34 protein-coding genes are annotated in these 23,128 nt (G+C 58.9%); all 34 read left to right on the top strand.

Annotated features, from left to right (window positions below; translation table 11 throughout):
* Positions 1–1,455, top strand: coding sequence for a DUF4055 domain-containing protein (locus AC1Q5W_RS05390; RefSeq protein ID WP_492643115.1), 1,455 nt, complete (start codon positions 1–3; stop codon positions 1,453–1,455).
* Positions 1,455–2,561, top strand: coding sequence for a phage minor head protein (locus AC1Q5W_RS05385; RefSeq protein ID WP_492643114.1), 1,107 nt, complete (start codon positions 1,455–1,457; stop codon positions 2,559–2,561). The genes AC1Q5W_RS05390 and AC1Q5W_RS05385 overlap by 1 nt, the downstream gene beginning before the upstream one ends.
* Positions 2,562–2,599: 38 nt before the next feature.
* Positions 2,600–2,788: a hypothetical protein gene (locus AC1Q5W_RS05380; RefSeq protein WP_492643113.1), complete on the top strand. Its 189-nt coding sequence runs from the start codon at positions 2,600–2,602 to the stop codon at positions 2,786–2,788.
* Positions 2,763–2,993 (top strand): hypothetical protein, encoded by a 231-nt coding sequence (locus AC1Q5W_RS05375; RefSeq protein ID WP_492643112.1) that lies wholly within the window; start codon positions 2,763–2,765, stop codon positions 2,991–2,993. The genes AC1Q5W_RS05380 and AC1Q5W_RS05375 overlap by 26 nt, the downstream gene beginning before the upstream one ends.
* A complete protein-coding gene (locus tag AC1Q5W_RS05370; RefSeq protein ID WP_492643111.1) occupies positions 2,990–3,247 on the top strand; it encodes a hypothetical protein in 258 nt (85 codons plus the stop codon). Before AC1Q5W_RS05375 ends, AC1Q5W_RS05370 begins: the two co-directional genes overlap by 4 nt.
* Positions 3,248–3,404: 157 nt before the next feature.
* Positions 3,405–4,190 (top strand): DUF6651 domain-containing protein, encoded by a 786-nt coding sequence (locus AC1Q5W_RS05365; RefSeq protein ID WP_492643110.1) that lies wholly within the window; start codon positions 3,405–3,407, stop codon positions 4,188–4,190.
* Between the two features lie 62 nt (positions 4,191–4,252).
* Positions 4,253–5,536: a major capsid protein gene (locus AC1Q5W_RS05360; protein WP_492643109.1), complete on the top strand. Its 1,284-nt coding sequence runs from the start codon at positions 4,253–4,255 to the stop codon at positions 5,534–5,536.
* Positions 5,537–5,597: 61 nt separating this feature from the next.
* The gene (locus AC1Q5W_RS05355) at positions 5,598–5,837 is read left to right on the top strand and encodes a HeH/LEM domain-containing protein (RefSeq protein ID WP_492643108.1); all 240 of its coding nucleotides are present in this window, start codon (positions 5,598–5,600) and stop codon (positions 5,835–5,837) included.
* Positions 5,838–5,896: 59 nt separating this feature from the next.
* Positions 5,897–6,421, top strand: a complete 525-nt coding sequence (locus tag AC1Q5W_RS05350; protein ID WP_492643107.1) for a DnaT-like ssDNA-binding protein — start codon at positions 5,897–5,899, stop codon at positions 6,419–6,421.
* Positions 6,418–6,786, top strand: coding sequence for a hypothetical protein (locus tag AC1Q5W_RS05345; protein ID WP_492643106.1), 369 nt, complete (start codon positions 6,418–6,420; stop codon positions 6,784–6,786). Before AC1Q5W_RS05350 ends, AC1Q5W_RS05345 begins: the two co-directional genes overlap by 4 nt.
* The gene (locus AC1Q5W_RS05340; RefSeq protein ID WP_492643105.1) at positions 6,783–7,184 is read left to right on the top strand and encodes an HK97 gp10 family phage protein; all 402 of its coding nucleotides are present in this window, start codon (positions 6,783–6,785) and stop codon (positions 7,182–7,184) included. The genes AC1Q5W_RS05345 and AC1Q5W_RS05340 overlap by 4 nt, the downstream gene beginning before the upstream one ends.
* Complete coding sequence (locus AC1Q5W_RS05335; protein ID WP_492643104.1) at positions 7,181–7,594, top strand: phage tail terminator-like protein; 414 nt, start codon at positions 7,181–7,183, stop codon at positions 7,592–7,594. The genes AC1Q5W_RS05340 and AC1Q5W_RS05335 overlap by 4 nt, the downstream gene beginning before the upstream one ends.
* Positions 7,591–8,007: a M48 family metalloprotease gene (locus tag AC1Q5W_RS05330; protein WP_492643103.1), complete on the top strand. Its 417-nt coding sequence runs from the start codon at positions 7,591–7,593 to the stop codon at positions 8,005–8,007. The genes AC1Q5W_RS05335 and AC1Q5W_RS05330 overlap by 4 nt, the downstream gene beginning before the upstream one ends.
* Before the next feature lie 107 nt (positions 8,008–8,114).
* A complete protein-coding gene (locus AC1Q5W_RS05325) occupies positions 8,115–8,867 on the top strand; it encodes a phage tail protein (protein ID WP_492643102.1) in 753 nt (250 codons plus the stop codon).
* 63 nt (positions 8,868–8,930) lie between these two features.
* Positions 8,931–9,242: a phage tail assembly chaperone gene (locus tag AC1Q5W_RS05320; protein ID WP_492643101.1), complete on the top strand. Its 312-nt coding sequence runs from the start codon at positions 8,931–8,933 to the stop codon at positions 9,240–9,242.
* Entirely contained in the window at positions 9,179–9,574 is a 396-nt protein-coding gene (locus tag AC1Q5W_RS05315) for a DUF1799 domain-containing protein (RefSeq protein ID WP_492646105.1), read from the top strand. Before AC1Q5W_RS05320 ends, AC1Q5W_RS05315 begins: the two co-directional genes overlap by 64 nt.
* 2 nt (positions 9,575–9,576) lie before the next feature.
* Positions 9,577–12,186, top strand: coding sequence for a phage tail tape measure protein (locus AC1Q5W_RS05310; protein ID WP_492643100.1), 2,610 nt, complete (start codon positions 9,577–9,579; stop codon positions 12,184–12,186).
* A complete protein-coding gene (locus AC1Q5W_RS05305) occupies positions 12,183–12,515 on the top strand; it encodes a phage tail protein (RefSeq protein ID WP_492643099.1) in 333 nt (110 codons plus the stop codon). Before AC1Q5W_RS05310 ends, AC1Q5W_RS05305 begins: the two co-directional genes overlap by 4 nt.
* Position 12,516: 1 nt before the next feature.
* Entirely contained in the window at positions 12,517–13,134 is a 618-nt protein-coding gene (locus tag AC1Q5W_RS05300; RefSeq protein ID WP_492643098.1) for an NUMOD3 domain-containing DNA-binding protein, read from the top strand.
* On the top strand, positions 13,127–13,819 hold the full coding sequence (locus AC1Q5W_RS05295; RefSeq protein ID WP_492643097.1) for a phage minor tail protein L: 693 nt from the start codon (positions 13,127–13,129) through the stop codon (positions 13,817–13,819). Before AC1Q5W_RS05300 ends, AC1Q5W_RS05295 begins: the two co-directional genes overlap by 8 nt.
* On the top strand, positions 13,816–14,526 hold the full coding sequence (locus AC1Q5W_RS05290; protein ID WP_492643096.1) for a C40 family peptidase: 711 nt from the start codon (positions 13,816–13,818) through the stop codon (positions 14,524–14,526). Before AC1Q5W_RS05295 ends, AC1Q5W_RS05290 begins: the two co-directional genes overlap by 4 nt.
* Complete coding sequence (locus AC1Q5W_RS05285) at positions 14,523–15,134, top strand: tail assembly protein (protein ID WP_492643095.1); 612 nt, start codon at positions 14,523–14,525, stop codon at positions 15,132–15,134. The genes AC1Q5W_RS05290 and AC1Q5W_RS05285 overlap by 4 nt, the downstream gene beginning before the upstream one ends.
* Positions 15,135–15,139: 5 nt before the next feature.
* The gene (locus AC1Q5W_RS05280) at positions 15,140–18,121 is read left to right on the top strand and encodes a TipJ family phage tail tip protein (protein WP_492643094.1); all 2,982 of its coding nucleotides are present in this window, start codon (positions 15,140–15,142) and stop codon (positions 18,119–18,121) included.
* Between the two features lie 16 nt (positions 18,122–18,137).
* Positions 18,138–18,503: a hypothetical protein gene (locus tag AC1Q5W_RS05275; protein WP_492643093.1), complete on the top strand. Its 366-nt coding sequence runs from the start codon at positions 18,138–18,140 to the stop codon at positions 18,501–18,503.
* Positions 18,500–19,861, top strand: coding sequence for a hypothetical protein (locus AC1Q5W_RS05270; protein WP_492643092.1), 1,362 nt, complete (start codon positions 18,500–18,502; stop codon positions 19,859–19,861). The genes AC1Q5W_RS05275 and AC1Q5W_RS05270 overlap by 4 nt, the downstream gene beginning before the upstream one ends.
* Positions 19,852–20,226, top strand: a complete 375-nt coding sequence (locus AC1Q5W_RS05265; RefSeq protein ID WP_492643091.1) for a hypothetical protein — start codon at positions 19,852–19,854, stop codon at positions 20,224–20,226. The genes AC1Q5W_RS05270 and AC1Q5W_RS05265 overlap by 10 nt, the downstream gene beginning before the upstream one ends.
* The gene (locus AC1Q5W_RS05260) at positions 20,223–20,558 is read left to right on the top strand and encodes a hypothetical protein (RefSeq protein ID WP_492643090.1); all 336 of its coding nucleotides are present in this window, start codon (positions 20,223–20,225) and stop codon (positions 20,556–20,558) included. Before AC1Q5W_RS05265 ends, AC1Q5W_RS05260 begins: the two co-directional genes overlap by 4 nt.
* A 66-nt stretch (positions 20,559–20,624) precedes the next feature.
* Positions 20,625–21,044 carry a hypothetical protein gene (locus AC1Q5W_RS05255; RefSeq protein WP_492643089.1) on the top strand — a complete coding sequence of 140 codons (420 nt, stop codon included), beginning with the start codon at positions 20,625–20,627 and terminating at the stop codon, positions 21,042–21,044.
* The gene (locus AC1Q5W_RS05250; RefSeq protein ID WP_492643088.1) at positions 21,041–21,361 is read left to right on the top strand and encodes a hypothetical protein; all 321 of its coding nucleotides are present in this window, start codon (positions 21,041–21,043) and stop codon (positions 21,359–21,361) included. The genes AC1Q5W_RS05255 and AC1Q5W_RS05250 overlap by 4 nt, the downstream gene beginning before the upstream one ends.
* A 2-nt stretch (positions 21,362–21,363) precedes the next feature.
* Positions 21,364–21,975: a glycoside hydrolase family 19 protein gene (locus AC1Q5W_RS05245; protein WP_492643087.1), complete on the top strand. Its 612-nt coding sequence runs from the start codon at positions 21,364–21,366 to the stop codon at positions 21,973–21,975.
* Complete coding sequence (locus AC1Q5W_RS05240) at positions 21,972–22,262, top strand: hypothetical protein (protein ID WP_492643086.1); 291 nt, start codon at positions 21,972–21,974, stop codon at positions 22,260–22,262. Before AC1Q5W_RS05245 ends, AC1Q5W_RS05240 begins: the two co-directional genes overlap by 4 nt.
* Positions 22,259–22,420 carry a hypothetical protein gene (locus AC1Q5W_RS05235; protein WP_492643085.1) on the top strand — a complete coding sequence of 54 codons (162 nt, stop codon included), beginning with the start codon at positions 22,259–22,261 and terminating at the stop codon, positions 22,418–22,420. The genes AC1Q5W_RS05240 and AC1Q5W_RS05235 overlap by 4 nt, the downstream gene beginning before the upstream one ends.
* Positions 22,417–22,935, top strand: coding sequence for a hypothetical protein (locus tag AC1Q5W_RS05230; RefSeq protein ID WP_492643084.1), 519 nt, complete (start codon positions 22,417–22,419; stop codon positions 22,933–22,935). Before AC1Q5W_RS05235 ends, AC1Q5W_RS05230 begins: the two co-directional genes overlap by 4 nt.
* Positions 22,932–23,063: a hypothetical protein gene (locus AC1Q5W_RS05225; RefSeq protein WP_492643083.1), complete on the top strand. Its 132-nt coding sequence runs from the start codon at positions 22,932–22,934 to the stop codon at positions 23,061–23,063. Before AC1Q5W_RS05230 ends, AC1Q5W_RS05225 begins: the two co-directional genes overlap by 4 nt.
* Positions 23,064–23,128: the final 65 nt, after the last annotated feature.

The raw sequence follows: 23,128 nt of genomic DNA, 5'->3' as shown, positions 1-23,128 counted from the left end.
ATGGCCATCAAAGTCCAAGATCGCAGCGAAGAAGTCAACGAAATGGCCAAGAACTGGACCATCGTTGAGGCACTGCTTGGCGGTACTTCGGCCATGCGTGCGGCCGGCGTTACGCTGCTTCCCAAGTGGCCAAACGAGGAAAAAGAGAGCTACGACACAAGGCTTGCAACGGCCACGCTGTTCCCGGCCCTGAGCCGCACCATCTCCGTCATGGGCGGAAAGCCGTTCTCCAAGCAGGCTGTCCTGGGTGATGACATCCCAGCCGACATCGCCCCGATGTACGACAACTGCGACCAGCAGGGAAACAGCTTCCACACCTTCTTGGCAGACGTTTTCACTGAATCGCTGGGCTACGGGCTCTGCGGTGTTCTGGTTGACCATCCGAAGGCCCCGGATAACACCAAGACCAAGGCCGATGAAATGGCCCTGGGCATGCGGCCATACATGGTGTTCGTGCGGCACAGCCAGATCCTGGGCTGGAAGGCTGAGCGTAGAGCCGGAGCCATGGTGCTGACACAGCTCCGAATTTCCGAGTGCATCGAGTTGCCAGATGGCCCATATGGGACTATTTCCAAGCGCCGTGTGCGCGTGCTGGAGCCCGGGAAGTTCGAGATCTGGCAGGAGGGCGCCACAAAGGAAGACGACTGGACGCTGGTTGAAGGCGGGGTGACAACCCTGAACGTGATCCCATTCGTCCCGTTCTACGGCAAGAAACTGGGTTTCATGTGCGGCGCAAGCCCCCTGATGGATCTGGCCTACCTGAACGTGAAGCATTGGCAGAGCCAGTCCGACCAGGACACCATCCTGCACGTTGCCCGGGTTCCGATCCTGGCCATCATTGGCGCAGAGTCAGCAACTGAAGACGGAAAAGGCGGTACCAAGCTGACCGTTGGCTCCAAGAGCGCCGTGATGCTTCCCCTGAATGGCGACATGAAGTTTGTGGAGCACTCCGGTGCCGCCATTGACGCCGGCGCCAAGTCTCTGGAGGATCTGGAAGCCCAGATGGTGACCACCGGTGCCGAGCTGCTGGTCTCCAAGCCCGGGGATGCCAAGTCGGCAACCCAGTCCAACAACGAAGCCGAGGCCAACAAGTCCGACCTGCAGCGCATGGTTGAATCCACTGAGGACAGTGCCGACCAGGTGCTGCAGCTCATGGCGCTGTGGATGAAACAGACCGAAGGCGGGCACATCAGCCTCTTCAAGGACTTTGGCGCCGGCAGTCTTTCGGAAGCCAGTGCACAGCTGATCCTGGCAATCCAGCAAGGTGGCCTGATCACCAAAGAGACGGCCATCAATGAACTGCAGCGCCGCGGTACGCTGTCGCCTGACATTGATCCCGATGACGAGCTGGAAAAGGTGGGCATGGAAGGCCCCGCACTGGGGAAGATGGGAGTCAAGGTGGACCCGGAGACCGGATTGCCGATCACGGGGGATGATCCCAACGCAGGCGACTGATGGCCACCGTAAACCAGCGGCTGCAGCATGCCACCATTGGCCACGTCATTGACCTGCAGAAGTACAGCAACGGCGTTGTCCGCAGGCTCATTTCGCTTCTGAACAAGGTAGATGCAGACGTTTTCGCCCAGTTGGCCAGCGCCATGGAGCGCCTGCCCCCGGAATCCTTTACCGTTGAGCGCCTTGATCAGCTTCTGGCGTCTGTTCGCGTCGTCAACGCCGCCGGGTATGAGCAGACCGGCCAGAAGCTGCGCGAAGAACTGCGAAACCTGACCCAGTACGAGGCCGGCTACCAATACGACCTGTTCCGCCATACGATGCCTGACATCGTTCCCGTTGCGCGGATCACAGCCGAAGTCTCCTACAGCGCGGCCATGAGCCGCCCATTCCAGGGCCGGTTGCTTGCAGAGTGGATGAAGGGAATTGAAACAGACCGCGCAATCCGGATCCGTGACGCGGTGCGCATGGGCTACATCGAGGGCCAGACAACTGCCCAGATCATGCAGCGCGTGCGCGGTACACAGGCCAAAGGCTACAGCGACGGCATCATTGAAATTGACCGCAGGAATCTGGAAAGCGTCATCCGTACGGCGTTGAGCCACACCGCGGCTACCACGCGCGAGGCATTCAACCAGGCCAACGCAGACATCATCAAGGCGCTGCAGTGGGATTCCACACTGGACAGCCGGACCACGGAAATCTGCATGTTGCGCGATGGTATGCAGTACACCGCCACGGAGCCGCACAAGCCGATTGGGCACAAACTGCCATGGTTGGGCGGCCCGGGCAAGGCACATTGGGGCTGCAGGTCGTGCGAAACGCCTGTGACCAAGAGTTTCAAGGAGCTGGGCATCAACATTGACGATGTACCTGCCAGCCAGCGCGCCAGTATGGACGGTGAAGTTCCGGCTGAAACGACATACGCCACCTGGATCAAGGGTCAGAGTGCCGCGCGCCAAGACGAGATTCTGGGCCCGACACGCGGAAAGCTGCTGCGCCAGGGCGGTCTCAGCCTGGACAGGTTTGCCAATGACAAAGGCCAGTGGTTGACGCTGGACCAATTGCGGGAACGGGATGCCAAGGCGTTCCAGAAAGCGGGTATGTGATGGCCAACCTCCGAAGCATCGAACCATTTGCAGTAGCCATGACCAAGGCTCTGGGTTTGGAGCGTTGTACCAAACTGGTCATCACGCTTGAGGCGGGTTCCGTGCCCCTGGTCGAGGCGACGATCATTCCAGATGATGCCGCCATGGATGCCGTCCTGAGAAAGTTCACCCTCACAACTACGCCGGTTTTAGAATCGGCGGATGGCGCAACTGAAGCTGGTACCTGAAAAAGAGCCTTCTCCATCCGAGAAGGTGCGCCAGCGCCTGAAAGCTCAGAAGCCGCCGGCAATGCTGCAATGCCGCTGCGGATGCCGTGAACTGGTTGAGGTAAAGATCGGCATGGTGTTCAAGAACGGGAAGCCAACCGGCGGCACCAAGCAGTACCTTTGTGCGCATTGCCTGATGAATGGTGAAAGGGTGGTGGTTGCATGAGTGATCGTTACGCGCTCTTCATCATGGATGAAGACGAGGCTGCTGGTGGACTTAAGGACATGAAGCACATCGGTACCATGAGTGAATGCATGAAACTCGCGGAAGAGTCAGATAAAAACTCCTGTTCGCAGATCGCGTCACTTCCTGATTTGGTGCTGGTGAAAGAAGGATCTTGGACATACATCCGTAGCCCTCTGGTTGGGCAGCCCATCACCTGGTCGTACAAGTGGGAAGATGCCACTGTCCCAGCCTAAAACTGAATTCGGCCTAACGGCCACCAAACAAGAACCCACCCCGGGAAACTGAGGTGGGTTTTTTCATGCCCAACGCTGGATAGCGGAAGGCGCACCGGGTCCGGATGGACTCAACCGCCCACGGTCGGATGACTGTGAAACCCTGAAAGTACCAACCATGCCATTCAAATACGACGCCACCGGAGCCATCGTCACGCAAGAAGTCAACGGCCAACACCTTCCCGTGTTCATTCACGGCGACGGAAAAGAAGCCGCTTTCGATGCGGACTCGACTTTGGGCACCATTACCCGACTCAACGGCGAAGCAAAGAGCCACCGCGAACGCGCAGAAAAGGCCGAGGGAACTCTGAAGACCTTCGAAGGGATCACCGACCCGGCCGCGGCCATCAAGGCCCTGAGCACCGTCAAGAACCTCAACGACAAGCAGCTGGTGGATGCCGGCGAAGTCCAGCGGGTGAAGGACGAAACCATCAAGTCGGTGCGTGCTGAGTTCGAGCCTTTCGTCACCAAAGCGAAGGACTTGGAACAGCAGTTGTACGGTGAAAAGATCGGCGGCGCCTTTGCCCGGTCGAAGTTTATTGCCGAGAAGATCGCGGTCCCTGTGGACATGGTTCAAGCCACGTTCGGCAGCCGCTTCAAGATCGAGAACGGAAAGACGATTGCGACCGACGCCAACGGACAGCAGATTTTCAGCCGCACCCGTCACGGTGAGCCGGCTGACTTCGAAGAAGCACTGGAAATCATGGTGGATCAGTACCCCTACAAGGCGAGCATCCTCAAGGGATCCGGCGCATCTGGTGGTGGCGCAAGTGGCGGTGGTGGTAGCCAAGGTTCTGGCGGGAAGAAGACCATGACCCGTGCCCAATTTGGTTCGCTGAGCCCCAAAGAGCAGGCTTCGGCCGGCGCTTCGGCAAGCAAAGGTGAACTTGTTATCACGGACTGAGCAGCAGAAAACTCCGCAAATCGACCCGCTTCGGCGGGTTTTTTCATTTCAGAAAGCAATCCATGAAAAAGTCCTTCATCTCCATGGCCGTCCTGGCCATCATTGCCTTTTCCGCATCGGCCAAGGCCTTCTGTGCCAATCTGTTGACCTCCTACGTGGCGGCCAACGGTATGGCAATGGGCATCGGTGGTGCCCTCACCTTGACCGGCCTGATTCCGACCATCTATGAAGCCATGGATGTCGTTTCCCGCGAGGCTGTTGGTTTCACCCGCGCTTGCGCAACCGATTCGCAGGCATCCCGCGCGGCCGTTGGCCAGACTGTGATGTCTCCGGTTGTCGGCGCGATGGCTGCCGAGAACTTGACCGCATCCGCCGTACCCGCAGAAACGCCCAACCAGACCATCGGCAATGTGCAGATGACCATCACCAAGGCGCGCTCGGTACCGTTCGGCATCACTGGCGAAGAAAGCCTGGGCCTGAGCAACGCTGGGACGCTGGGCAACATCAACCGTGACCGCATTGCGCAGGCCATCCGCACCCTGACCAATGAAGTCGAAGCCGACCTGGCTGGCCTCCACGTCGCCGCATCGCGCGCATACGGTACTGCTACCGGCACTCCGTTCGGCACCGCGGCTGACCTGAGCGACTTCGCTGCTGCCCGTCGCATCCTGAAGGACAACGGCGCACCGGATAGCGACCTGCACATGGTGCTGGGCTCGTCTGCCGTTGAGCGCATCCGCGGCAAGCAGTCCACCCTGTTCAAGGTCAACGAAGCCGGCTCCGACGAAATGCTGCGCACCGGCAACATGGGCGTCGTTCAAGGTTTCGCCCTGCACGAATCTTCCAAGGTTCCAGCACTGGTGACAGTTGGCAGCGTGACGGCAACTGTGGACGCTACCGGCTACGCTGTCGGCTCCACATCGTTCGGCCTGTCGGCTGCAGCCTCTGCGCTGCTGGCTGGTGACATCATCACCTTCGCCGGTGACACCAACCAGTACGTCGTCAAGACCGCCATCACCAGCGCGTCCGGCGGTACCCTGGTGATCCAGGAGCCCGGCATCAAGGTTGCCATGTCGGCCGCTACCAAGGCCATCACGGTCGTCGCAGCCACCACGCGCAACATGTTCTTCCACCGCGGCGCCATGCAGCTCGCTACACGCGCGCCGGCCATGCCGGAAGGTGGTGACATGGCCGATGACGTGATGGTCATCACCGATCCCGTGTCCGGTATCTCCTACGAGTTCGTGATCTACAAGGGCAAGCGCCAGATCCGCTACGAGGTGAACTTGGCCTGGGGTGTGGCGCTTCCCGTGCCGCGCCATTGCGGCCTGTTGATCGGCGCCTGATGCAACTGAGCCGGGGTAGGGAAACCCGCTCCGGCTCACTTTCAACTCAAAGGAGATTCATATGTCTGGAGCATGCCCTGTTGTCCGCGTCGTCTGGGACAACCCCGAAGGATTCTGCGAAATCAACGAATCCGACTTCGACGCCTCGAAACACCAGCTGTTCGATGCCGCTGAACCAGAAGGCGCCAAGAAGGCCACCGTCGCAGAACTGCGCGAAGCCTTGACCGCCAAGGGAGTCGAAATCCCCGAAGGCGCCAAGAAGGCCGAACTGCAGGCCCTGCTGGACGCTCAAACCGAGTAAGCCTGTCGCGCGAATGGCCTTCCAAGAGGGCCATTCCCACAGCACGCTGAAAGCACACCATGACCATCGTAGTAGAAGACGGAACAGGAAAGGCCGACGCAGAGAGCTTCTGCACCGTTGCCTATGCAGACCAGTATTTCAGCGCCCGCAACGTGGCTGCCTGGACTGGAACGGATGCCACCAAGGAATCCTATCTGCGCGCTGCCACGGACTACATGGAGCAGGTCTACCGGATGCGCTGGGCCGGATGGCGTACTACATCCACACAGGCCCTGTCCTGGCCGCGGTACAGCGTTCCGCTGTTGGATGCACCTGGAGGCTATGCGAGATACAAAGTCTATGTAGCCAACAACGTGATCCCGGATGCCGTGCAGCGCGCCTGTGCGGAACTGGCACTGCGCGCCATCAGTGGTCCGCTTGCCCCCGATATTGGCCGGCTGGAGGCCAAGACCAAGGTGGGCCAGATTGAGGTGGACTACGTGAAGGGCGCTTCGGCGGTGACCACCTTCCGCGCTGTTGACAACTTGCTCCTGCCGTACTTTGGCGGCATCAGTTCCATGAACATCGGGCTGGCCAGGGCATGAGCGCCTTCTACGACAAGCTGGCTGCAACAGCCACCGAACTGCTGAGAAAGTACGGAACCGCCGTATTACTGACCAGAACCACGGCCGGCAGCTACGACCCAGCCACGGGCACCACGATTGCAGAAACCACGGTGACCCATACAGGTGTTGGGGCCTGTTTCGACTACGACCAGCGCGACATTGACGGAACCCTGATCCGTGTGGGTGACCAATACGTACTTCTGAGCGTGGCCGGATTGGTAAATCCGAAAACAGGCGACACACTGACCATCGGCGGCACCGTTTTGGACGTTGTTGCATCCCGCCAGCTCAAACCGGCCGATACCGCCATTCTGTACGTCGCGCAGGCCCGGGGCGTGCTGTGAGCGACTTCGCACTGCAGCTTGAGGCGTTCGCAAAGAAGGCCGGAGAAAACGCTGATTTGGTGGTCCGCAAGGTGGCAATCGACATCCTGGCCAAGGTGGTCAAGCGCTCACCCGTAGACACCGGGCGGTTCCGCGGCAACTGGACTATGAGCATCGAGAGTCCAGAGATTGTGCAGAAGGACGTTACCGACCCGTCTGGAGATTCGACCATCAGCCGTGAAGGCTCGAAACTGGCCAACTACAGGATTGGGCCCAGCGTGTTCATCATGAATTCGCTCCCCTACGCGATCAGGCTGGAGAACGGTTACTCCATGCAAGCCCCCATCGGAATGGCCAAGGTAACGGTGGCCGAGTTCCAGAGCATTGTGGATGCCGCAGCAAAGGAATTCGCAAAATGAGCCAGAAGACCATACGCGCCTTGTACGAATCCCGCCTGATGACCTGGGCTGCAGCGCGCGTGCCGTCGCTTCCCATTGCCTATGAGAACGTCCCGTTTACACCTCCAGCAGGCGTGTATCTGGCAGTCTTCCTGCTACCGGCCGATACCACCAGCAAAGACCTGGAGGGTACCTTGCGGGATAGAGCCGGAGTTTTTCAGGTCAACATCGTCTGTCCGGTAGGAAACGGTCCCGGGGTTGGGCAGGGAATCGCTGCTGAACTGGACGCGCTGTTCCCAAACAATCTGCGCCTGACAAGCGGTGCATTCATCGTCCAGTCGGTGACGCCAACGCGCGAGCGCCAGCCGATTCTGACCATTGACCGCTTCACCGTGCCGGTTGACCTGAAATACCGCAGTGATTCGACGTGATAACCGTCTTCCTGATTCTGTGGGCGCTCTGGGTAGCGTTCAACGTGGCCCTGCTTATCGCAACTCCGTACCTGATAACCACGGCAACCGGTCCATTCACCAACGGCTTCAAGATCGTAGTTCCGCCCGGGGTGGCTGAGAAGGTCACTCCGGAACAGATGGAAGCCATGCTGGCCCATGAGCGCGGCCACATCGCACACCGCCACAACTTGAAGAACCTTGTGCTGGCCTGCTTTCTGATCCCGCGCAGCGCCGCGCTGTACCAGCGCCAGGAACTGGAAGCCGACGACTACGCAGCAGCCCGGGGCCACGCCGGCGCGCTGGCATCTGCTCTGATGGCGCTGAGCTTCAATGACTTCGACTGGCACCGCGCGGCCAGGCTTTCCAAGTTCTCCGCCGAACAGGCCGCATAGACACCGCCCAGTATGGGCCCCACCGAACGAGCCGCTGCCGGCAACTGCAGCGGCTTTTTTCATGCCGTTACCGCGGCTTCCTTTTCCCATGTCCGAAAGGCAACCCAATGAAATCCACGCTCTCCAAGCGCTCGGCCTACCGGCTGGGCATGATCTGCAAATCCAAACTGTCGGCTGTCGCACTGGCTGCTGCCATGGCAACCGGTCTGGTTTCCGCTACCGTTCAAGTGCCCAACGGCGCCACTGTCGCCATTGAAAGCGGAAGCTCTGCAGCGGTTGAAATTTCTGCAATCACCAACGCCAGCCCGGCCGCCGTCACAACGGGTGCCGCGCACGGCCTCACCTCCGGTGACTTCATCGAAATCGTTTCCGGATGGTCCCGGTTGACCAACAAGATCGTGCGGGTCACGGTAACCGACACCACCCACTTCACCATCGACGGCTATGACACCACCAGCACAACGGTCTACCCGGCCGGCGGCGGCACCGGAACGTCTGCCAAGATCACCGGCTGGACGCAACTGTCCCAGATCCTGAGCTCGGCATCCAACGGTGGTGAGCAACAGTTCCTGGAATACCAGTTCCTGGAAGCTGACCAACAGAAACGCATCCCCACCTTCAAGAATGCTGCCGGCCTGACTTTCAGCGTGGCCGATGACAGTTCTCTGCCAGGCTACATCCTGGCCAGCACTGCCAACGACGACCGCCTGCCGCGCGCCGTGAAGGTGACACTCCCCAGTGGCGGGGTCATTTTGTACAACTGCTACATCAGCTTGAACAAGACCCCCAGCCTCACGGTGAACGAGCTGATGGCATGCGAGGTCACGGCCTCGATGTTGAACGAGCCGATGCGGTATTGATGCCGGCCGTTGATTTGAAAACCAAAGGCCCGCGCGTTGCGGGCCTTTTTCATTGGATGTGACATGGCAAAACTCTCGCTCAATGCAGCCCCGACGTTCAAGGCATCGGTAGCCATCCCCATTGCCGGCGGCGATCCTGTTCAAGTCTTGATGACGTTCAAGCATCGCACCAAGGACGAGCTGGAAGCATTCACCAGCTCTCGGGAAGACAAACCGGATCACGAAACCTTCCTGGAAATGGTCGTTGGCTGGGAACTGGACGATCCGTTGAACGCTGATTCAGCCAAGAAGCTGACGCAGAACTACATCGGATCCGGATTGGTGACCTACAAGAAGTACCTGGAAGAGCTCTACAAGCACAAAACGGGAAACTGAAAGCGCTGGCCAGGGCGCTCTACACACCCAATCCGACCGCAGAAGAGGCGGCCGCATTCGGGCTCACCGTAGATGAAGCCAGCGCAGAGGTAGAAGTCTGGCCCGACAACATGCAGTCAGCAAACGTCTTCATTGCAATGTCAACCCAGTGGATACGTGCAGGAATGAACGGTGTTGCTACTGGACTGAACTACGCAGTTCTTCCCGAGATTTGGCGACGCACCAAGGTTCCACCAGCGAACCGTGACGCGGTGTTTGACGACTTGCGCGTCATGGAACACGCAGCGCTCGAGCAGATGCGCGTGAACGCAGCCAAGAAAACAAGGAAATGACCATGGACATCGCTTCGCTTGGAATTCGCATCGATAGCTCCCAAGCCAAGGAAGCCGTTTCCTCCATGGACAAGCTGGCGGCCGTTGGAAGCAAGGTCCAGGCGTCAATCGCTGCCACGGCCGAGGAAAGCGAAAAGCTCGGCAAGTCGATGAAAACGGGTGCCAAGGCCGTTGCCGACAACAGCCGCAGCATTGACCAGTACATCAAGTCGCTGCAGACGGTTGCTGCTACGACAGGCATGAACAGCCGTGAAACAGCTCTGTACTCTCTTGCGCTCAAAGGTGCGAACTCGGCACAGCTGCAGGCGGCGGATAGCGCGCTGCGCATGAATGAGGCGTATGAGAAGGGCGTTGAAATTGGCGACAACCTGAAAAAGGGTCTGTTGGCCATTGGCGTTGCGGCAACAACCGGTCTGATTGCTGCTGCGGTTGCCTTCGAGTCATTCGTGCACAAGGCCGGAGAGTTCCAGGACCTGGCGGAAAAGACGGGAGACAGCGCCCAGAACATTGCATCTCTGGCAGTCTCTGCTGGCGTTGCCGGTGTGAGCATGAGCCGGATTGCTGATTTCTCCGTGAAGCTGTCAAAGAACCTGACAGGTGTGGACGACGAATCGAAAGCTGCGGGGGCTGCCATTACCGCGCTTGGACTAGACCTGGAGACATTCAAGAACCTCAAGCCTGCTGACCAAATCGAACAGCTCAGCAAGGCGCTGAATTCGTTCAATGACAGCGGCGCCAAGGCTGCGGTTATGGGTGCATTGGCAAAGGACACCGCAGACCTGTTGCCGTTCCTGAAGGAGCTCGGGCAAGAAGGTAGCCGTCAGGTAATCCTGACCGAAGAGCAGATCCGACTTGCCGATGACTACTCGGACAAACAGGCAAAACTGCGTACCCAACTGACGCTGCATGCCGAGGCTATCGCTTCCCAGATGCTGCCGGCCTACAACGCATTCAGCGAAGTCCTGGTAGACGTTGCCAAGGAAATATTGAACGTCGATGGGGCCAGCAAGAAGCTGGGCCAGGGCGGTGAAATCAGGGAATTTGCAGAGCGTGCAGCCCTCAGCATGGCGCGTCTCGCAGATGCCGGGTACTTTGTATCGCAGTCCATCGTGGCTATCGGTGAGTCCTACGGTGCAGCTGCAGCGGCTGCAAACCAATTCGCACACCTCAATTTCGCAGCAGGTTCCGCGGTACTTCGTGATGCCCGAGAACAGGGCAATGCAATGCGCCTCAACCTGGGTCTGGCTGACAAGCTGGAAGCCAAGTTTGCAGCAACTGGGCGCGCTGCGGCTGCCGCCAGCGCAAACCCTGCCGACTATTCCAACGAAGGACGGTCCAGCGGTGGCAAGACGCTGCAGTTTGATGGCCGCGTCAAGCCGCCCAAGAAGGATTCCACCGCCGGCCAGATCGCCAAGGCCCAGCTGGCTTTTGACATCGAGGAAATTAGGAAGGCCAACGACGAGCTGATCAGCATCTACAGCAATGCTGAGCGCCTGGTCGATGCAGAACGCTCTGCCAATCTGTTGAGTGAAAAGGAATACTACTCCGCAAAGCTGGGCCTGCTGAACCTCAACACGCAGGGACAGGAAAACGCGCTCAAGTCTGAACTGGCACGGCTCAACGCAGAGAACCTGAGCGGGAAAGCCAAGCTGGAGAACGACCGCAAGATTCTGGACGTCGAATCCAAACTGGAGAAGTTGCGCCAGGGAGCCGCCACCAGCGTGACAGTGTTGGGAATCCAACAGAGGGCAGCTGCCGACAGCATTACCCGCGGGTATGAGGAGGCACGCATTGCCGCCCAGGGATACCTGGACACCATCAACCGCGCTGCAGCCAGAACCATTTCCGGCATCGGGAAAGGTGACAAGGACCGTGCGCGCGGAGACGAAATTTCACAGATTGACCAGAAGTTTGACCAGCAGCGGCGCGAACTGGAAAAAGAGAACCGCACGGGCAAGCTGACTGACGAGCAGTACAGAAACCGTCTGGCCATCATTGATGAGTTCAATGCCAAGGAAATCGAGGCTACCAAGGAAAAGAACGCCAAGATTGACGAGGCCAATGCCAATGGATTCAACGGCGCAACCAGGGCCATGGCGAACTATGCAGACTATGCTGCCGACACCGCAAAACAGATCGACAGCCTGTTTACCAACGCCTTCAAGGGAGCAGAAGACTCCCTGACCAGCTTCGTGATGACCGGGAAGGCTGATTTTTCCAGTCTGGCCCAGTCCATTCTGGCCGACCTGGCGCGCATCCAGATCCGCAAGGCCATTGCAGGCGCAGCGAGCTCTGCAAGTGGGTTCGATTGGAGCTCCATGTTCAGCAGCTTCGACGGCGGCGGATACACCGGTAGCGGTTCCAGGTCTGGCGGTGTCGATGGCAAGGGCGGATTCCTGAGCGTCATGCACCCGCAAGAAACGGTAATCGACCATACAAAGGGTCAAGTCATTGGAGGCGGTGGAGACGTAAATGTCAGCGTCAACGTAGACGCAAGCGGTACGAACTCCCAGGGGGATGGCCAGAACGCACAGCAGATCGGTTCCATGATTGGAAACGCTGTGCGCGGCGTCATCCTTCAAGAGAAACGACCCGGAGGGATGCTCGCATGAGCACGTTCACATGGTCCCCTGCGCCCGGTGCAGCGCAGGAAAAGACGGCGCGCGTCCGAACGGCCCAGTTCGGTGATGGCTACCAGCAGCGTGTCGGAGACGGCATCAACACAATCTCCCGCGTTTGGAATCTGACATTCCGCAGGCTTACCACAGAAGTGGAGGCCATTGACAACTTCCTGACTGCACGAGCTGGCGTGGAGTCCTTCGACTGGACACCACCCAGCGGAGCGGCCGGCAAGTGGGTCTGCAAGAACTGGTCCAAGAGCGTTCCGGCGCTGCAGTTGCATGAGCTGAGTTGCCGTTTTGAAGAAGTTTTTGGAGACTGATATGGGCGAGTTATACAAACTCGATTTTCCAAACGGAAAGTCGTATATCGGAATAACTACGCGCACCGCAGAACAGCGATTTAAAGGACATAGATCATCTTTTAACTCTGCCAAATCGCGATGCACCGCTCTGTATGCGGCTTGGCGTGTGCATGGTCAACCGACTATGACAGTTTTAGCGGTATTGGAAAACCAAGAACTTAATACAGCTGAAGTCCGAGCCATTCGTGCCTACAAAACGCTATCCCCAGACGGCTACAACCTGACCACTGGCGGAGACATGCATACCGAGTTTTCACACGAAACCAGACTACGGATGTCGGAGTCTGCAAAGGGCAAAACAATCTCTTCAGAAGCGAGAGCAAAGATTTCAGCAGCGCACAAGGGAAATAAATACCTTCTTGGGCACCGTCATTCTGAAGATTCAAAAGCTCTCATGTCTGCAAGTGGAAAGGGACGAGTAGTTTCGGAAGAAACGCGGTTGAAGATGTCTCTGGCACAAATTGGAAACAAAAAGTGGCTTGGACGAACTCATTCTGAAGAGACACGAGCAAAAATGGCAGCGGCTAAGCTGGGCAAGAAAAGAAAGCTCATGATTCAGGAGCTCGGCGGTGATTGAGTCCGACGTTCAAAAGCTCAACCCGGGCTCCATCGTTGACCTGTTCGAACTTGATGCAACGGCACTGGGTGGGAGCATCCTGCGCTGGCATAACGGCGTCAACGAACTTGGCAACGATGTGGTGTGGCAGGGTAACAGCTACACCCGTTTCCCGATGGAGGCTACAGGATTCATCCGCACAGGTCAGGGAACCATGCCACGGCCTACGGTCAAGCTGGCCAACGTTTCCGGTCTGATTGGGGCTCTGGTGCGGGAGTTGAACGACCTCGCCGGGGCCAAACTCACTCGCCGGCGTACCTTCGTCAAGTACCTGGATGCCGTCAACTTCGCCGGTGGCGTAAACCCGCAGGCAGACCAACTGTGCGGATTCCCGGATGAAATCTGGTTTGTAGACCGCAAGGCGTCAGAAAACGGGGTATTTATCGAATTTGAGCTGGCCGCTGCGTTTGACGTGGTGGGCGTCAAGTTGCCGCGGCGCCAATGCATCCAGAACGTCTGTACCTGGGCCTACAGGAGTGCTGAGTGTGGATACGCCGGCGGCGCGGTGGCGGACAAGAATGATGTTCCGACCACCGTGCTGGCGCAAGACCAATGCGGCAAGCGCCTGGCCAGTTGCAAATTGCGTTTTGGGCAGACCGAGCCGCTGGCATTTGGCGGATTCCCTGGCGTGGGGTTGGTGCGATGAACCTGCCGGACGACATCATGGCAGCCATACGCGCCCATTCCGAGCGCGACTACCCGCGCGAGAGCTGCGGCTTGGTTGTGGTTGTCAAGGGCCGTATGCGTTACCTGCCGGTGCGCAACGTGGCCGAGAAAAACGAGCATTTCGTCATGCATCCGCAGGATCAGGCGGATGCCGAAGACGCCGGAGAGGTGCTGATGGTGGTCCATTCGCATCCTAACCTTCCTCCGATTCCATCCCAGGCCGATCTGGTTGGCTGCGAGGCATCTGGATTGCCCTGGCTGATTGTCAACTGGCCCACCGGTTCCGTGCACCAGTTCGCTCCCAGCGGATACGTGGCTCCGCTGTACGGCCGCGTTTTCTCGCATGGAGTGCTGGACTGCTATGCCTTCATTCGTGACTACTACGCCCAGACGCTTGGTGTCGTTCTGCCAGAGTTTGACCGCCCGGATGAATGGTGGATCAAGGGCCAGAACCTGTACCTGGATGGTTTCCAGTCTGCAGGTTTTGAACAGGTCGGAGAGCCTCCCAGGATGCATGACGTTCTGCTGATGCGTGTCGCTGCGCCGGTGCCAAACCATGGTGCTGTGTACCTCGGGGATGGACGGATCGGCCACCACCAGATGGGACGCCTGTCCAGCAAGGACATTCATGGCGGCTGGTACGAAAAAGTGACGACGCACGTGCTGCGCCACAGGAGCCTGCTTTGAAAACAATTCTTCTCTATGGCTTCCTGGGCCGCCAGTTCGGCCGCGTGCACCACTACGACGTTGCAAGCCCTGCGGAAGCCGTCCGCGCTATGTGCGCCACGCTGCAGGGGTTCCGAAAAGCAGTGGTTGACGGCGGTTCCTATCGCGTTCTGGTTGGTGGGAAGCAGGCTTTGTCTGCGGATGACCTGCCAAACCCATTGTCTGACCGCGAGAGCATCCGTATTGTTCCGGTGATCGCCGGGGCAGGGCGTGGTGTTGGTCAGACCATTGTTGGGGTGGTTCTCATGTTCGCAGCAGCCATGACTCTATTCACTCCATACAGCATGCTCGCAGAGCCTTTGTATTCCATGGGGCTTGCGTTGGTTATTGGCGGCGTTGCTCAGATGCTTTTTGCCCCCAAGACACCAGGAAATGTTGATCGTCCAGACAACCAGGCTTCCTATGCATTCGATGGTGCCGTCAACACCGCCGCCCAGGGAAACCCTGTTCCGGTGCTGTACGGTGGCCCGCTGATCGTCGGTTCGCAGGTCATATCGGCAGGCCTGTCGGTGGAATCCATGGATAGCGCAGCCTCTTGGTCCGGCGGCGGATTGATCATCGGAGGATGACCGCCATGCGACAAATCCGTGGATCTGGTGGCGGTGGTGGGAAAGACGGTGGTGGAGGCGGACGCACGCCCGTTGAGTCTCCGGACAGCCTGCGCTCCATCCAGTACGCACGTGTTCTGGATCTGGTTTCTGAGGGTGAAATCGTAGGTCTGGTAGGCGGCCTGAAATCCATCTACCTGGACAACACGCCGCTGCAAAATGATGACGGCACCTACAACTTCTCAGGCGCCACGGTGGCGTCGGTTGTTGGGACCCAGTCGCAAAGCTACATCCCGGGCTTTGGCGCCGTAGAAGCTGAGTCAGCGGTGTCAGTTGACATCAAGGCCGCGGTTCCCGTTGTCCGGTCCATCAGCAACCCCAATACCAATGCCGTGCGCGTGACCATATCGGTTCCGTCGCTCAGCTCGCAAAACACATCAAACGGTGACCTGAGTGGTACATCGGTATCCATCGCCATCGACGTGCAGACGGCTGGTGGGGGCTATGTAGAGAAGGTAGCCGACACCATCAGCGGAAAGACCACCAGCCGATACCAGCGCGCCTACCGCATTGAACTTACAGGAGCCGGACCATGGGATGTGCGCGTTCGCCGGTTGACTGCAGACTCGACTTCCAGCGCACTGAATAACGCCACGTACTGGGACAGCTACACCGAGATCGTTGACGCCAAACTGCGCTATCCGAACTCCGCGCTGGTTGCCCTGTCCATCGATGCCCAGCGGTTCAATGCCATCCCGAGCCGCGGATATGAGCTGATGGGTTTGAAGGTGCGCGTGCCCAGCAACTACAACCCGGAAACCCGCGCTTACACCGGCGTATGGGACGGAACTTTCACCACCGAATGGACCGACAACCCAGCCTGGTGCTTCTACGACATGGTGACCAGCGAACGCTATGGCCTTGGAGACTTCATTGCTCCCGACCAGGTGGACAAGTGGTCGCTGTACGAGATTGGTCAGTATTGCGACGAACTGGTTCCAGACGGTTTCGGTGGGACAGAGCCACGCTTTACCTGCAGCCTGTACCTGCAGACCCGGGAAGAGGCATTCAAGGTCATCAACGACATGGCCGCAATTTTCTGCGGCATGAATTTCTGGGGTGGTGGTTCCATCGTTCCCGTGCAGGATTCTCCGTCTGACCCGGTTGCGTTGTTCACGCCTGCAAACGTCATAGATGGGGTATTCAACTACAGCGGAAGCAGCGTGAAAACTCGCCACACCGTGGCCCTGGTGAGCTGGAATGATCCGGATGACCGATACAAGCAAAAAATCGAGTACGTAGAGGATCCGGAAGGCATTGCCCTCTACGGTGTCGTGCAAACCGAGGTGGTAGCACTGGGTTGCACATCGCGCGGACAGGCCCACCGATATGGCCGGCGCATCCTGTACACCGAGCGCAAGGAAACCGAGACGATTAGCTTCAAGACCGGGATGGACGGACTTTCGGTAGCGCCCGGTGAAATTTTCCAGACATCGGATCCCGTGCGCGCCGGTGTGCGCATGGGCGGACGCCTGCTGTCCGCTACCGATACCATCCTGACGCTGGATGCACCTGTAACGCTGGACGGCGCAGCCACCTACACGCTGTGGGCCGTGCTTCCAGACGGGTCTGTTGAGAGCAGGGCGGTTGTCACTGCGTCGGGTACAACGTCCGCGTTGGCAGTGTCTCCTGCCTTTACAACAGCCCCGCAGGCCATGGCCATGTGGGTCTTGGCCGCTAGCAATCTGGTCCCAGAGACATGGCGCGCAATCAGCATTGCAGAGGCAGACGGAACAAATGCAGAAATCACTGCGCTGAAATATTCTCCCAGCAAGTACCTGGAAATTGAGCAGGACATCGTTCTTGAGGCTCTTCCAACCAGCACACTTTCTAGCAGGCAGGCTGCACCAACTGATCTGGAAATCTCCGAGAGCCTTTACCTGGCGACACCCGTGGTGGTTGGAACCCGTCTAACCGCTTCCTGGTCAGGAAATGCCGCACGGTACGAGCTGCAGTACCGGGCCCAGGGCGGGAACTGGGAAACGGTTTCCAGCGACACGGCGTCGGTGGACATACAGCCGGTTGACCCTGGGACATACGAGTTCATCCTGACGGCCTTCAACACCATTGGCGCGCGATCGCAATCGGTTACAGCCACCAAAGAGGTCTATGGGAAGACATCGCAACCCGAAAACCTGACAGGCTTGAACGTTATAGCCATCGCAGGCCGGGCCTATGCCGGCTGGAACCTATCCCCGGATCTGGACGTTCTGGTTGGTGGCCGCATCATGATCCGCCATACCCCGCTGACCACGGGAGCCATTTGGGAAAACGGCATCCTGATGGACGAATTCAACGGGGATGCCGTCAATGCCACGCTACCCCTGCTCACCGGCACCTACATGGCAAAGGCGCTGGACAGCTCCGGAAACTACGGCCCTGAATCTGTCAATTACGTAGCCACTGAGAGCCAGGTTACTGGATTCACTACCACCCATACAAGCGTGCAGGCACCAGGGTTTGCGGGTGCAAAAACTGGCCTTGCAGTCTCGGGAAGCACGCTCACGCTGGACGGATCTACGCTGATCGACAGCATGGCCGGATTGGTGGACGAATGGGGCTACATCGACACCCTCGGCGGCGTGGCACCGTCCGGGAGCTACACATTCGACAGTGTCATGAACTTCGGCGCAGTGTTATCGCGCCGCATAAGCGCCATCGTTCAGGCGCTGTCCAGCGATGTCGGTGATTTGCTGGATGACCGCGGTTTCATTGACGACTGGGACAGCGTGGACGGCGGGATCATCAACGACACCGACGCAACTGTGTTCTACCGCACAACCCAAACCGACCCCACCGGCTCTCCGGTATGGAGCGACTGGGCCCCATTCCTGACGGCTGACGTCACCTGCTGGGCCGTGCAGTTCCGTCTTGACCTAGCCAGCGCCAGCCCGACCCACAACATTGCCGTCTCCACGCTCACCGTGACGGCGCGCAGCAGCCCATGAATTTTGAGAGGAACCTATGCGAACAGCAAAAAAAGATGCCGTAGCCATAAAGCAACCGCCGCAAACCATCGCCAACCTGGACATCAACGGCGTCTATTTCGGCGTCACAACACTGGACCCATCGAATCCACCGGCCGTGGTGGTTCCGGTACCTGCCGACTGCGACCTGCAGCCAGGCCGCTACGTGTGGAATGCCGAACATCAACGGTTCGACCCGCTTCCCGACAACAGGGCACTGGCAGAGCCCGGGCAAGTAAGCGTGGAACAGGCTGTCAACGCGCTTGCGCAGTGGGCGCTGGAGCAGGGCGCAACGTCTCCGCTGCTGGTGCAGTTCGTAGCCGAATTCAAGAAGAGCGTTGACGCCATGGGAGGTGCCAAATGAGCCAACATGCAATGACTATTTCCAACCAGCCCGGGGCATCGTTTCGGTCTGATCTGAACAGCTTGGCTGCTGCTCTTGTGTCGCAGAGCGGTGGGGCAACTGCTCCGGCAACAACATACGCCTATCAGTGGTGGGCAGATTCAGCCAACGACATGCTGAAACAGCGCAACGCTGCAAATTCTGGCTGGATTAACTGGGGCAAGCTAAGTAACGCGGCCATGCCTGCGAATCAGACCCAAGCAGCAACAGCATTCCCGACAACCGGGTCAGCTGGAGCCTACGTTATAACTCCAAGTCCTGCTGTCACAAACGCTGCCAATACGCGATTACGTGCCGCATTCAACTTCGCTACGAGTGGTGCATGCACGCTGGCCGCAAGTGGGCAAACTGCTCTTCCACTTAAGCAGTACGACAGCACGGGTTCGCTGGTCGATCCGGTCATCACGTCTGGGATGCTCTCTGATGTGGAATCCGATGGAACGAACTGGATTGTTCGTGACCCGTTACCTTCCGCCGCTGGAGGATCGGTGTCAGTTGAATCCCGTCAGACCGTATCCACCGGATCAGTCGATGCCAACGGGCAGGCCAATTTCATTTCTGCAGGTACTGGACTCGCAGTGAATCTGGCTGCAACAGCAGTCCCCATCTCCCTCAACTTTGCGGCGGGCTTTGGGGTAAACGGTGCGATTGACTACGTTGGGCGAATTACGGCCGATGTGGCAAGTGCATGGTCAGGCATTACGGCATCCACAACCAACTATCTCTATGCTGACCGCAATGTCTCAACTGGTGCGATCACATACGGGGTCAGCCTGTACCCCTATCTTGACCGCACAACGGCCCCTGGATCTCCGGCAACTGACCAGCACTGGTTTGATCTGACGACAAAAACCATGAAACGCTGGAGTGGGTCCGCGTGGGTAGCTGTTCAACGGGTCTTCATGGGCGAATGTGTTGCAGGCGGATCGACCATAACAAGCGTTATTTCGTATGCGCTGAACGGCAGCTACTACGGAGAACAAACCTCACTCGCTGTCGCCACGCTCTACACCAAGAATCACTATGTAGGTGCTTCCCGCTGCGACCACAAGGTGTTCATCGAGTGCGTTGCAAACGATGCTGCATCTGGGTATGTGGCGGGTGAACGACTACCGATTGCTGGCGGTACGCCATCGCAAGGTGGCGCTTCGGTCTACGCCGCCGTTCCAGGTGGCACTCGCCTGACAACCTTCGTGACTACTGGCGGAGGCGGAATTTCTCTCATCAACAAGAATACGGGTGCTGGTAACGTTGGCATCACGTCGCTCGCCAATTTCAAATTGGTATTTGAAACTGAGAGGAATTGGAAATGTGGATAAATTCACAAGGCCAACTCTACGAAGGTGACTGCGCACCAGGGGACCGCGAGGCAACTGCGGAAGAGGTATCGACTTCCACCGCCGAGCGCGCAGCGCGAACGCTTGACGTCAAGCTGAGTCAGCTTCGCAGCGTGCGAGAAAAGATCATCATTCGGTTGAACGACATTGCTGGTCGTCTTGCCCGTTCCGGAGATACAACCATCTGGGCGCTGACAGATGCTGCCGTGGTTGATCTGCTTGCCATTACAAGCAATTTGCCAACGGACCCAGACCTGGTTGATGGGGTTGTACTTTCCAGATACTTGGTCATCCGGGGTACTCTTCCGACGACAATGGAAAAGGCGTTTTCAGAGGTAGACGCATGATCTACGCAACCGCCATATCCATCGCCTTCATGCTGCCGCCACTGGTCCTGGTGGCGTTGCTAAAGCCTGCGCTGCGCGCATACGAGAACCAGGAAACCGCATCCGCGTGGGAAAAGGCCGCACTGGTCGTGGCCTACTTCGCCGACCTGGTTGTGGCCCGCAGCAGCTTCCCCATCCTAGCCGGTCGCTGGCCGCGCGCCGGTGAGCGAACGGTGAGCGACATGCTGGAGCATCTGGTAATAGCACTCGGTCCGCGGCAGCAGTTATTCATCCGATTGGCCAAGTGGATCAACACCAAGAGCCCGAGCGGGCGACACATCAAGGCGGTATAGACGCCTGCACTCCAACAAGCCGCCTCATAGCGACTTTTTTTACGCCCATTGCACCCGAGGAATTCCATGCCAGAACCAACTTCGACAACGGTGGCCGTAGCCACCTACGCCGCGGCAGGCCTGTCTGTGCCGATGCTGACCGCCTTTGGCGTTCCGCTTGGCCTGCGGGCTGACGTATTGATCGCCGGATTCTTCGGGAGCTTGGTGGCCATCATCCTGCTCAACAGCGTTCCCAGCGATGGCGACACCTGGCAGCAGCTTGTACGCACCACCTTCAAGCGGATCTTCGTCGCGGTGGCCAGCAGCGTGACCGCCGGCTACCTCACGCCGCTGGCCCTGCTGCTGGCCAACATGCCCGATGCGCTGCTGCTCAGCGGTGCCTTTGGTGTCGGTGGTGGTGCCCAGCGGGTGCTGCTCATCGTCATTGCCAGGTTCGGAGCGTCGCCACCCACGCCACCCGCTGCATCCGGAGGTGCCAACCCATGAGCACCACGCTGCAGATCGCGCATTGGGTGGCCGGGTTCATCGTCCTGGCCGAGGCACTCAACAAGCTGGAGCGCACTGCGCCCTTTGCGCCTGGACTGAGCTGCCGTGACCGTGTGGTGGACGGACTCAAGGCGCTGGCCTGGGCGCTGTTGGCCCTGGGCGCCGGCGGTGCGCTGGCCACACCGCTGCTGCTGCTGCTGGGTATCGATGTGAACCCGTGGGAGTCCGTGAACCACCGCCATCCCTCACTGGCCGAAACCTCCGCGCTGCTGGGTTTTGCCGTACTGATTGTCCGAACCCGTGTGAAAGAAGGCTGACCATGAAAAATGCTGCCGAGTGGAACTACATCCTGATCCAGTGCGGTGTCAAACCCATCGTCGCGGCCATCTGGTCCGAGGTGTTCGCCGATGTGGTCACCGATAAGAGCTTCAACCTGGGCGATGCTGAGCTGCCCGACTTCCTGGGCCAGATCCTGCATGAAAGCAACCACCTGCAGGATCTGACCGAGAACATGAACTACAGCGCCGAGCGCCTATGCCAAGTGTGGCCCAAGCGCTTCCCCACGCTGGACGACGCGCGGCCCTACGCGCACAACCCCGAGGCGCTGGCCAACAAGGTGTACGGCGGCCGCATGGGCAACACTGCGCCTGGTGACGGCTGGAAGTACCGTGCCCGCACGCCCATCGGCCTCACCGGCCAGAAGAACTATGCGCATGTGGGCGAGCTCATGGGGCAGGACCTGGTCAACCAGCCCGAGCTGCTGGAGCAGCCGCGGTATGCCCTGGAGGCGTGCATCTTGTGGTGGGAAGACACCATCACCGACGACCTGATCGGCGACCCGGAGAAAGAGACCGAGCGCATCAACGGCGGCCTGATCGGCCTGGCCGAACGCAAGCGCCTGATCGGCGAGGCGCAGGAGGCCCTGGCATGACCGATGAAGTTATCGATCTTGGTGATGACCACACGATTGAGTTCACCAGCTACAAAGAGGACAGTCGCGCGGGCGCCATCGTGACCCACAAAACGCCAGAGGGAAAGCTCTGCGAGAGCTTTATCTCGTTCCGAGGGCATGCGTGGTCAGCAGAGTTCCCGAGTGGCATTCCAGAGAGCAGCTGGGATCTCGTTTCAGACCACCCGGTGACGCTCTCTCCGAGCCTTGCCTGCCGTGCATGCGGAGACCACGGATTCATCCGGGATGGGAAGTGGGTAAAAGCATGAACCACAAACGCACCAAGCCCCGCGTTCGGAGCGCCGAGCGCGCTATCGACACACGCCTCAAGCGGGACCAGCGCCGTCAGCAGCAGGAGCTGCAGGAGCGGTATCTGAGCCGGCCCGTTTATCCACAACCGGAAGACCAGGGGATTTACCGACCATGACCAGCATCCTCATCAAGATCGCGGCCGTTCTGGCCCTCCTGGCTGCGCTGTTCTTTGCTGAGCAGTACATCGAGGGGCGCGGCTACGACCGCGCCAAGGCCGAGGACAAGGCCGACCAGGAAGAGAAGGCGAGGGTGGCGTCTGAGGCCCTGGCCAGCGACCAGCGGATGCAGCGCCTGTTCAACGACAAGAAGGATGGCCAGCACCTGGCTGCCGTCGACCAGCTCAACACCCAACTAGGAGTAGCCCGTGAAAAGATCGCTCATCTGTCTGGCCGTGCTTGCCTTGATGCACCAACTGTCGGCGTGCTCAACGCGATCGGAGCCCCCCCCGGTGATCAGCCAGGCGGAACCGCTGCCGGCGAGCCTGCGAGTGCGGCCGACGCCGTTGCCACCGATCAAGACGTCGGGGAGTTCATCGCCATCTGCCGTACCAAGTACGGCGCGGTGAGCGACCAGCTCAACAAGATCCTGGACATCGAAGACCGCAGGCATCCGCTGCCGCCCACACCATGATCGAAGCCAAAGCCCTGATTGAAGCCCTGCAGGCCTACCGAAAGGCCTTGATCGACAAGGGGCATACTGCAAAGGCGGCCACGGTTTCCCACTGCATTGCCGTCGTCAGACGGATGATGGCCGGGTGATTGAATGTGGGTACAAGTGTAGGTAGAAATTTGCGCCGAGGCTCTGGGGCCCGCATGAATACGTG

It is taken from the genome of Rhodoferax sp. MLSD5-FHT05B10 (assembly GCF_058793415.1).
Note: the sequence above shows the minus strand (reverse complement) of the source record. Positions and strands in the feature narration are given on the sequence as shown.

Bases quoted from the DNA above. Each gene is read 5' to 3' on its own strand.
- AC1Q5W_RS05390 (WP_492643115.1), top strand. From the start codon at position 1: ATGGCCATCAAAGTCCAAGATCGCAGCGAAGAAGTCAACGAAATGGCC.
- AC1Q5W_RS05385 (WP_492643114.1), top strand. From the start codon at position 1,455: ATGGCCACCGTAAACCAGCGGCTGCAGCATGCCACCATTGGCCACGTC.
- AC1Q5W_RS05380 (WP_492643113.1), top strand. From the start codon at position 2,600: ATGACCAAGGCTCTGGGTTTGGAGCGTTGTACCAAACTGGTCATCACG.
- AC1Q5W_RS05375 (WP_492643112.1), top strand. From the start codon at position 2,763: ATGGCGCAACTGAAGCTGGTACCTGAAAAAGAGCCTTCTCCATCCGAG.
- AC1Q5W_RS05370 (WP_492643111.1), top strand. From the start codon at position 2,990: ATGAGTGATCGTTACGCGCTCTTCATCATGGATGAAGACGAGGCTGCT.
- AC1Q5W_RS05365 (WP_492643110.1), top strand. From the start codon at position 3,405: ATGCCATTCAAATACGACGCCACCGGAGCCATCGTCACGCAAGAAGTC.
- AC1Q5W_RS05360 (WP_492643109.1), top strand. From the start codon at position 4,253: ATGAAAAAGTCCTTCATCTCCATGGCCGTCCTGGCCATCATTGCCTTT.
- AC1Q5W_RS05355 (WP_492643108.1), top strand. From the start codon at position 5,598: ATGTCTGGAGCATGCCCTGTTGTCCGCGTCGTCTGGGACAACCCCGAA.
- AC1Q5W_RS05350 (WP_492643107.1), top strand. From the start codon at position 5,897: ATGACCATCGTAGTAGAAGACGGAACAGGAAAGGCCGACGCAGAGAGC.
- AC1Q5W_RS05345 (WP_492643106.1), top strand. From the start codon at position 6,418: ATGAGCGCCTTCTACGACAAGCTGGCTGCAACAGCCACCGAACTGCTG.
- AC1Q5W_RS05335 (WP_492643104.1), top strand. From the start codon at position 7,181: ATGAGCCAGAAGACCATACGCGCCTTGTACGAATCCCGCCTGATGACC.
- AC1Q5W_RS05325 (WP_492643102.1), top strand. From the start codon at position 8,115: ATGAAATCCACGCTCTCCAAGCGCTCGGCCTACCGGCTGGGCATGATC.
- AC1Q5W_RS05320 (WP_492643101.1), top strand. From the start codon at position 8,931: ATGGCAAAACTCTCGCTCAATGCAGCCCCGACGTTCAAGGCATCGGTA.
- AC1Q5W_RS05310 (WP_492643100.1), top strand. From the start codon at position 9,577: ATGGACATCGCTTCGCTTGGAATTCGCATCGATAGCTCCCAAGCCAAG.
- AC1Q5W_RS05305 (WP_492643099.1), top strand. From the start codon at position 12,183: ATGAGCACGTTCACATGGTCCCCTGCGCCCGGTGCAGCGCAGGAAAAG.
- AC1Q5W_RS05300 (WP_492643098.1), top strand. From the start codon at position 12,517: ATGGGCGAGTTATACAAACTCGATTTTCCAAACGGAAAGTCGTATATC.
- AC1Q5W_RS05290 (WP_492643096.1), top strand. From the start codon at position 13,816: ATGAACCTGCCGGACGACATCATGGCAGCCATACGCGCCCATTCCGAG.
- AC1Q5W_RS05280 (WP_492643094.1), top strand. From the start codon at position 15,140: ATGCGACAAATCCGTGGATCTGGTGGCGGTGGTGGGAAAGACGGTGGT.
- AC1Q5W_RS05275 (WP_492643093.1), top strand. From the start codon at position 18,138: ATGCGAACAGCAAAAAAAGATGCCGTAGCCATAAAGCAACCGCCGCAA.
- AC1Q5W_RS05270 (WP_492643092.1), top strand. From the start codon at position 18,500: ATGAGCCAACATGCAATGACTATTTCCAACCAGCCCGGGGCATCGTTT.
- AC1Q5W_RS05265 (WP_492643091.1), top strand. From the start codon at position 19,852: ATGTGGATAAATTCACAAGGCCAACTCTACGAAGGTGACTGCGCACCA.
- AC1Q5W_RS05260 (WP_492643090.1), top strand. From the start codon at position 20,223: ATGATCTACGCAACCGCCATATCCATCGCCTTCATGCTGCCGCCACTG.
- AC1Q5W_RS05255 (WP_492643089.1), top strand. From the start codon at position 20,625: ATGCCAGAACCAACTTCGACAACGGTGGCCGTAGCCACCTACGCCGCG.
- AC1Q5W_RS05250 (WP_492643088.1), top strand. From the start codon at position 21,041: ATGAGCACCACGCTGCAGATCGCGCATTGGGTGGCCGGGTTCATCGTC.
- AC1Q5W_RS05245 (WP_492643087.1), top strand. From the start codon at position 21,364: ATGAAAAATGCTGCCGAGTGGAACTACATCCTGATCCAGTGCGGTGTC.
- AC1Q5W_RS05240 (WP_492643086.1), top strand. From the start codon at position 21,972: ATGACCGATGAAGTTATCGATCTTGGTGATGACCACACGATTGAGTTC.
- AC1Q5W_RS05235 (WP_492643085.1), top strand. From the start codon at position 22,259: ATGAACCACAAACGCACCAAGCCCCGCGTTCGGAGCGCCGAGCGCGCT.
- AC1Q5W_RS05230 (WP_492643084.1), top strand. From the start codon at position 22,417: ATGACCAGCATCCTCATCAAGATCGCGGCCGTTCTGGCCCTCCTGGCT.
- AC1Q5W_RS05225 (WP_492643083.1), top strand. From the start codon at position 22,932: ATGATCGAAGCCAAAGCCCTGATTGAAGCCCTGCAGGCCTACCGAAAG.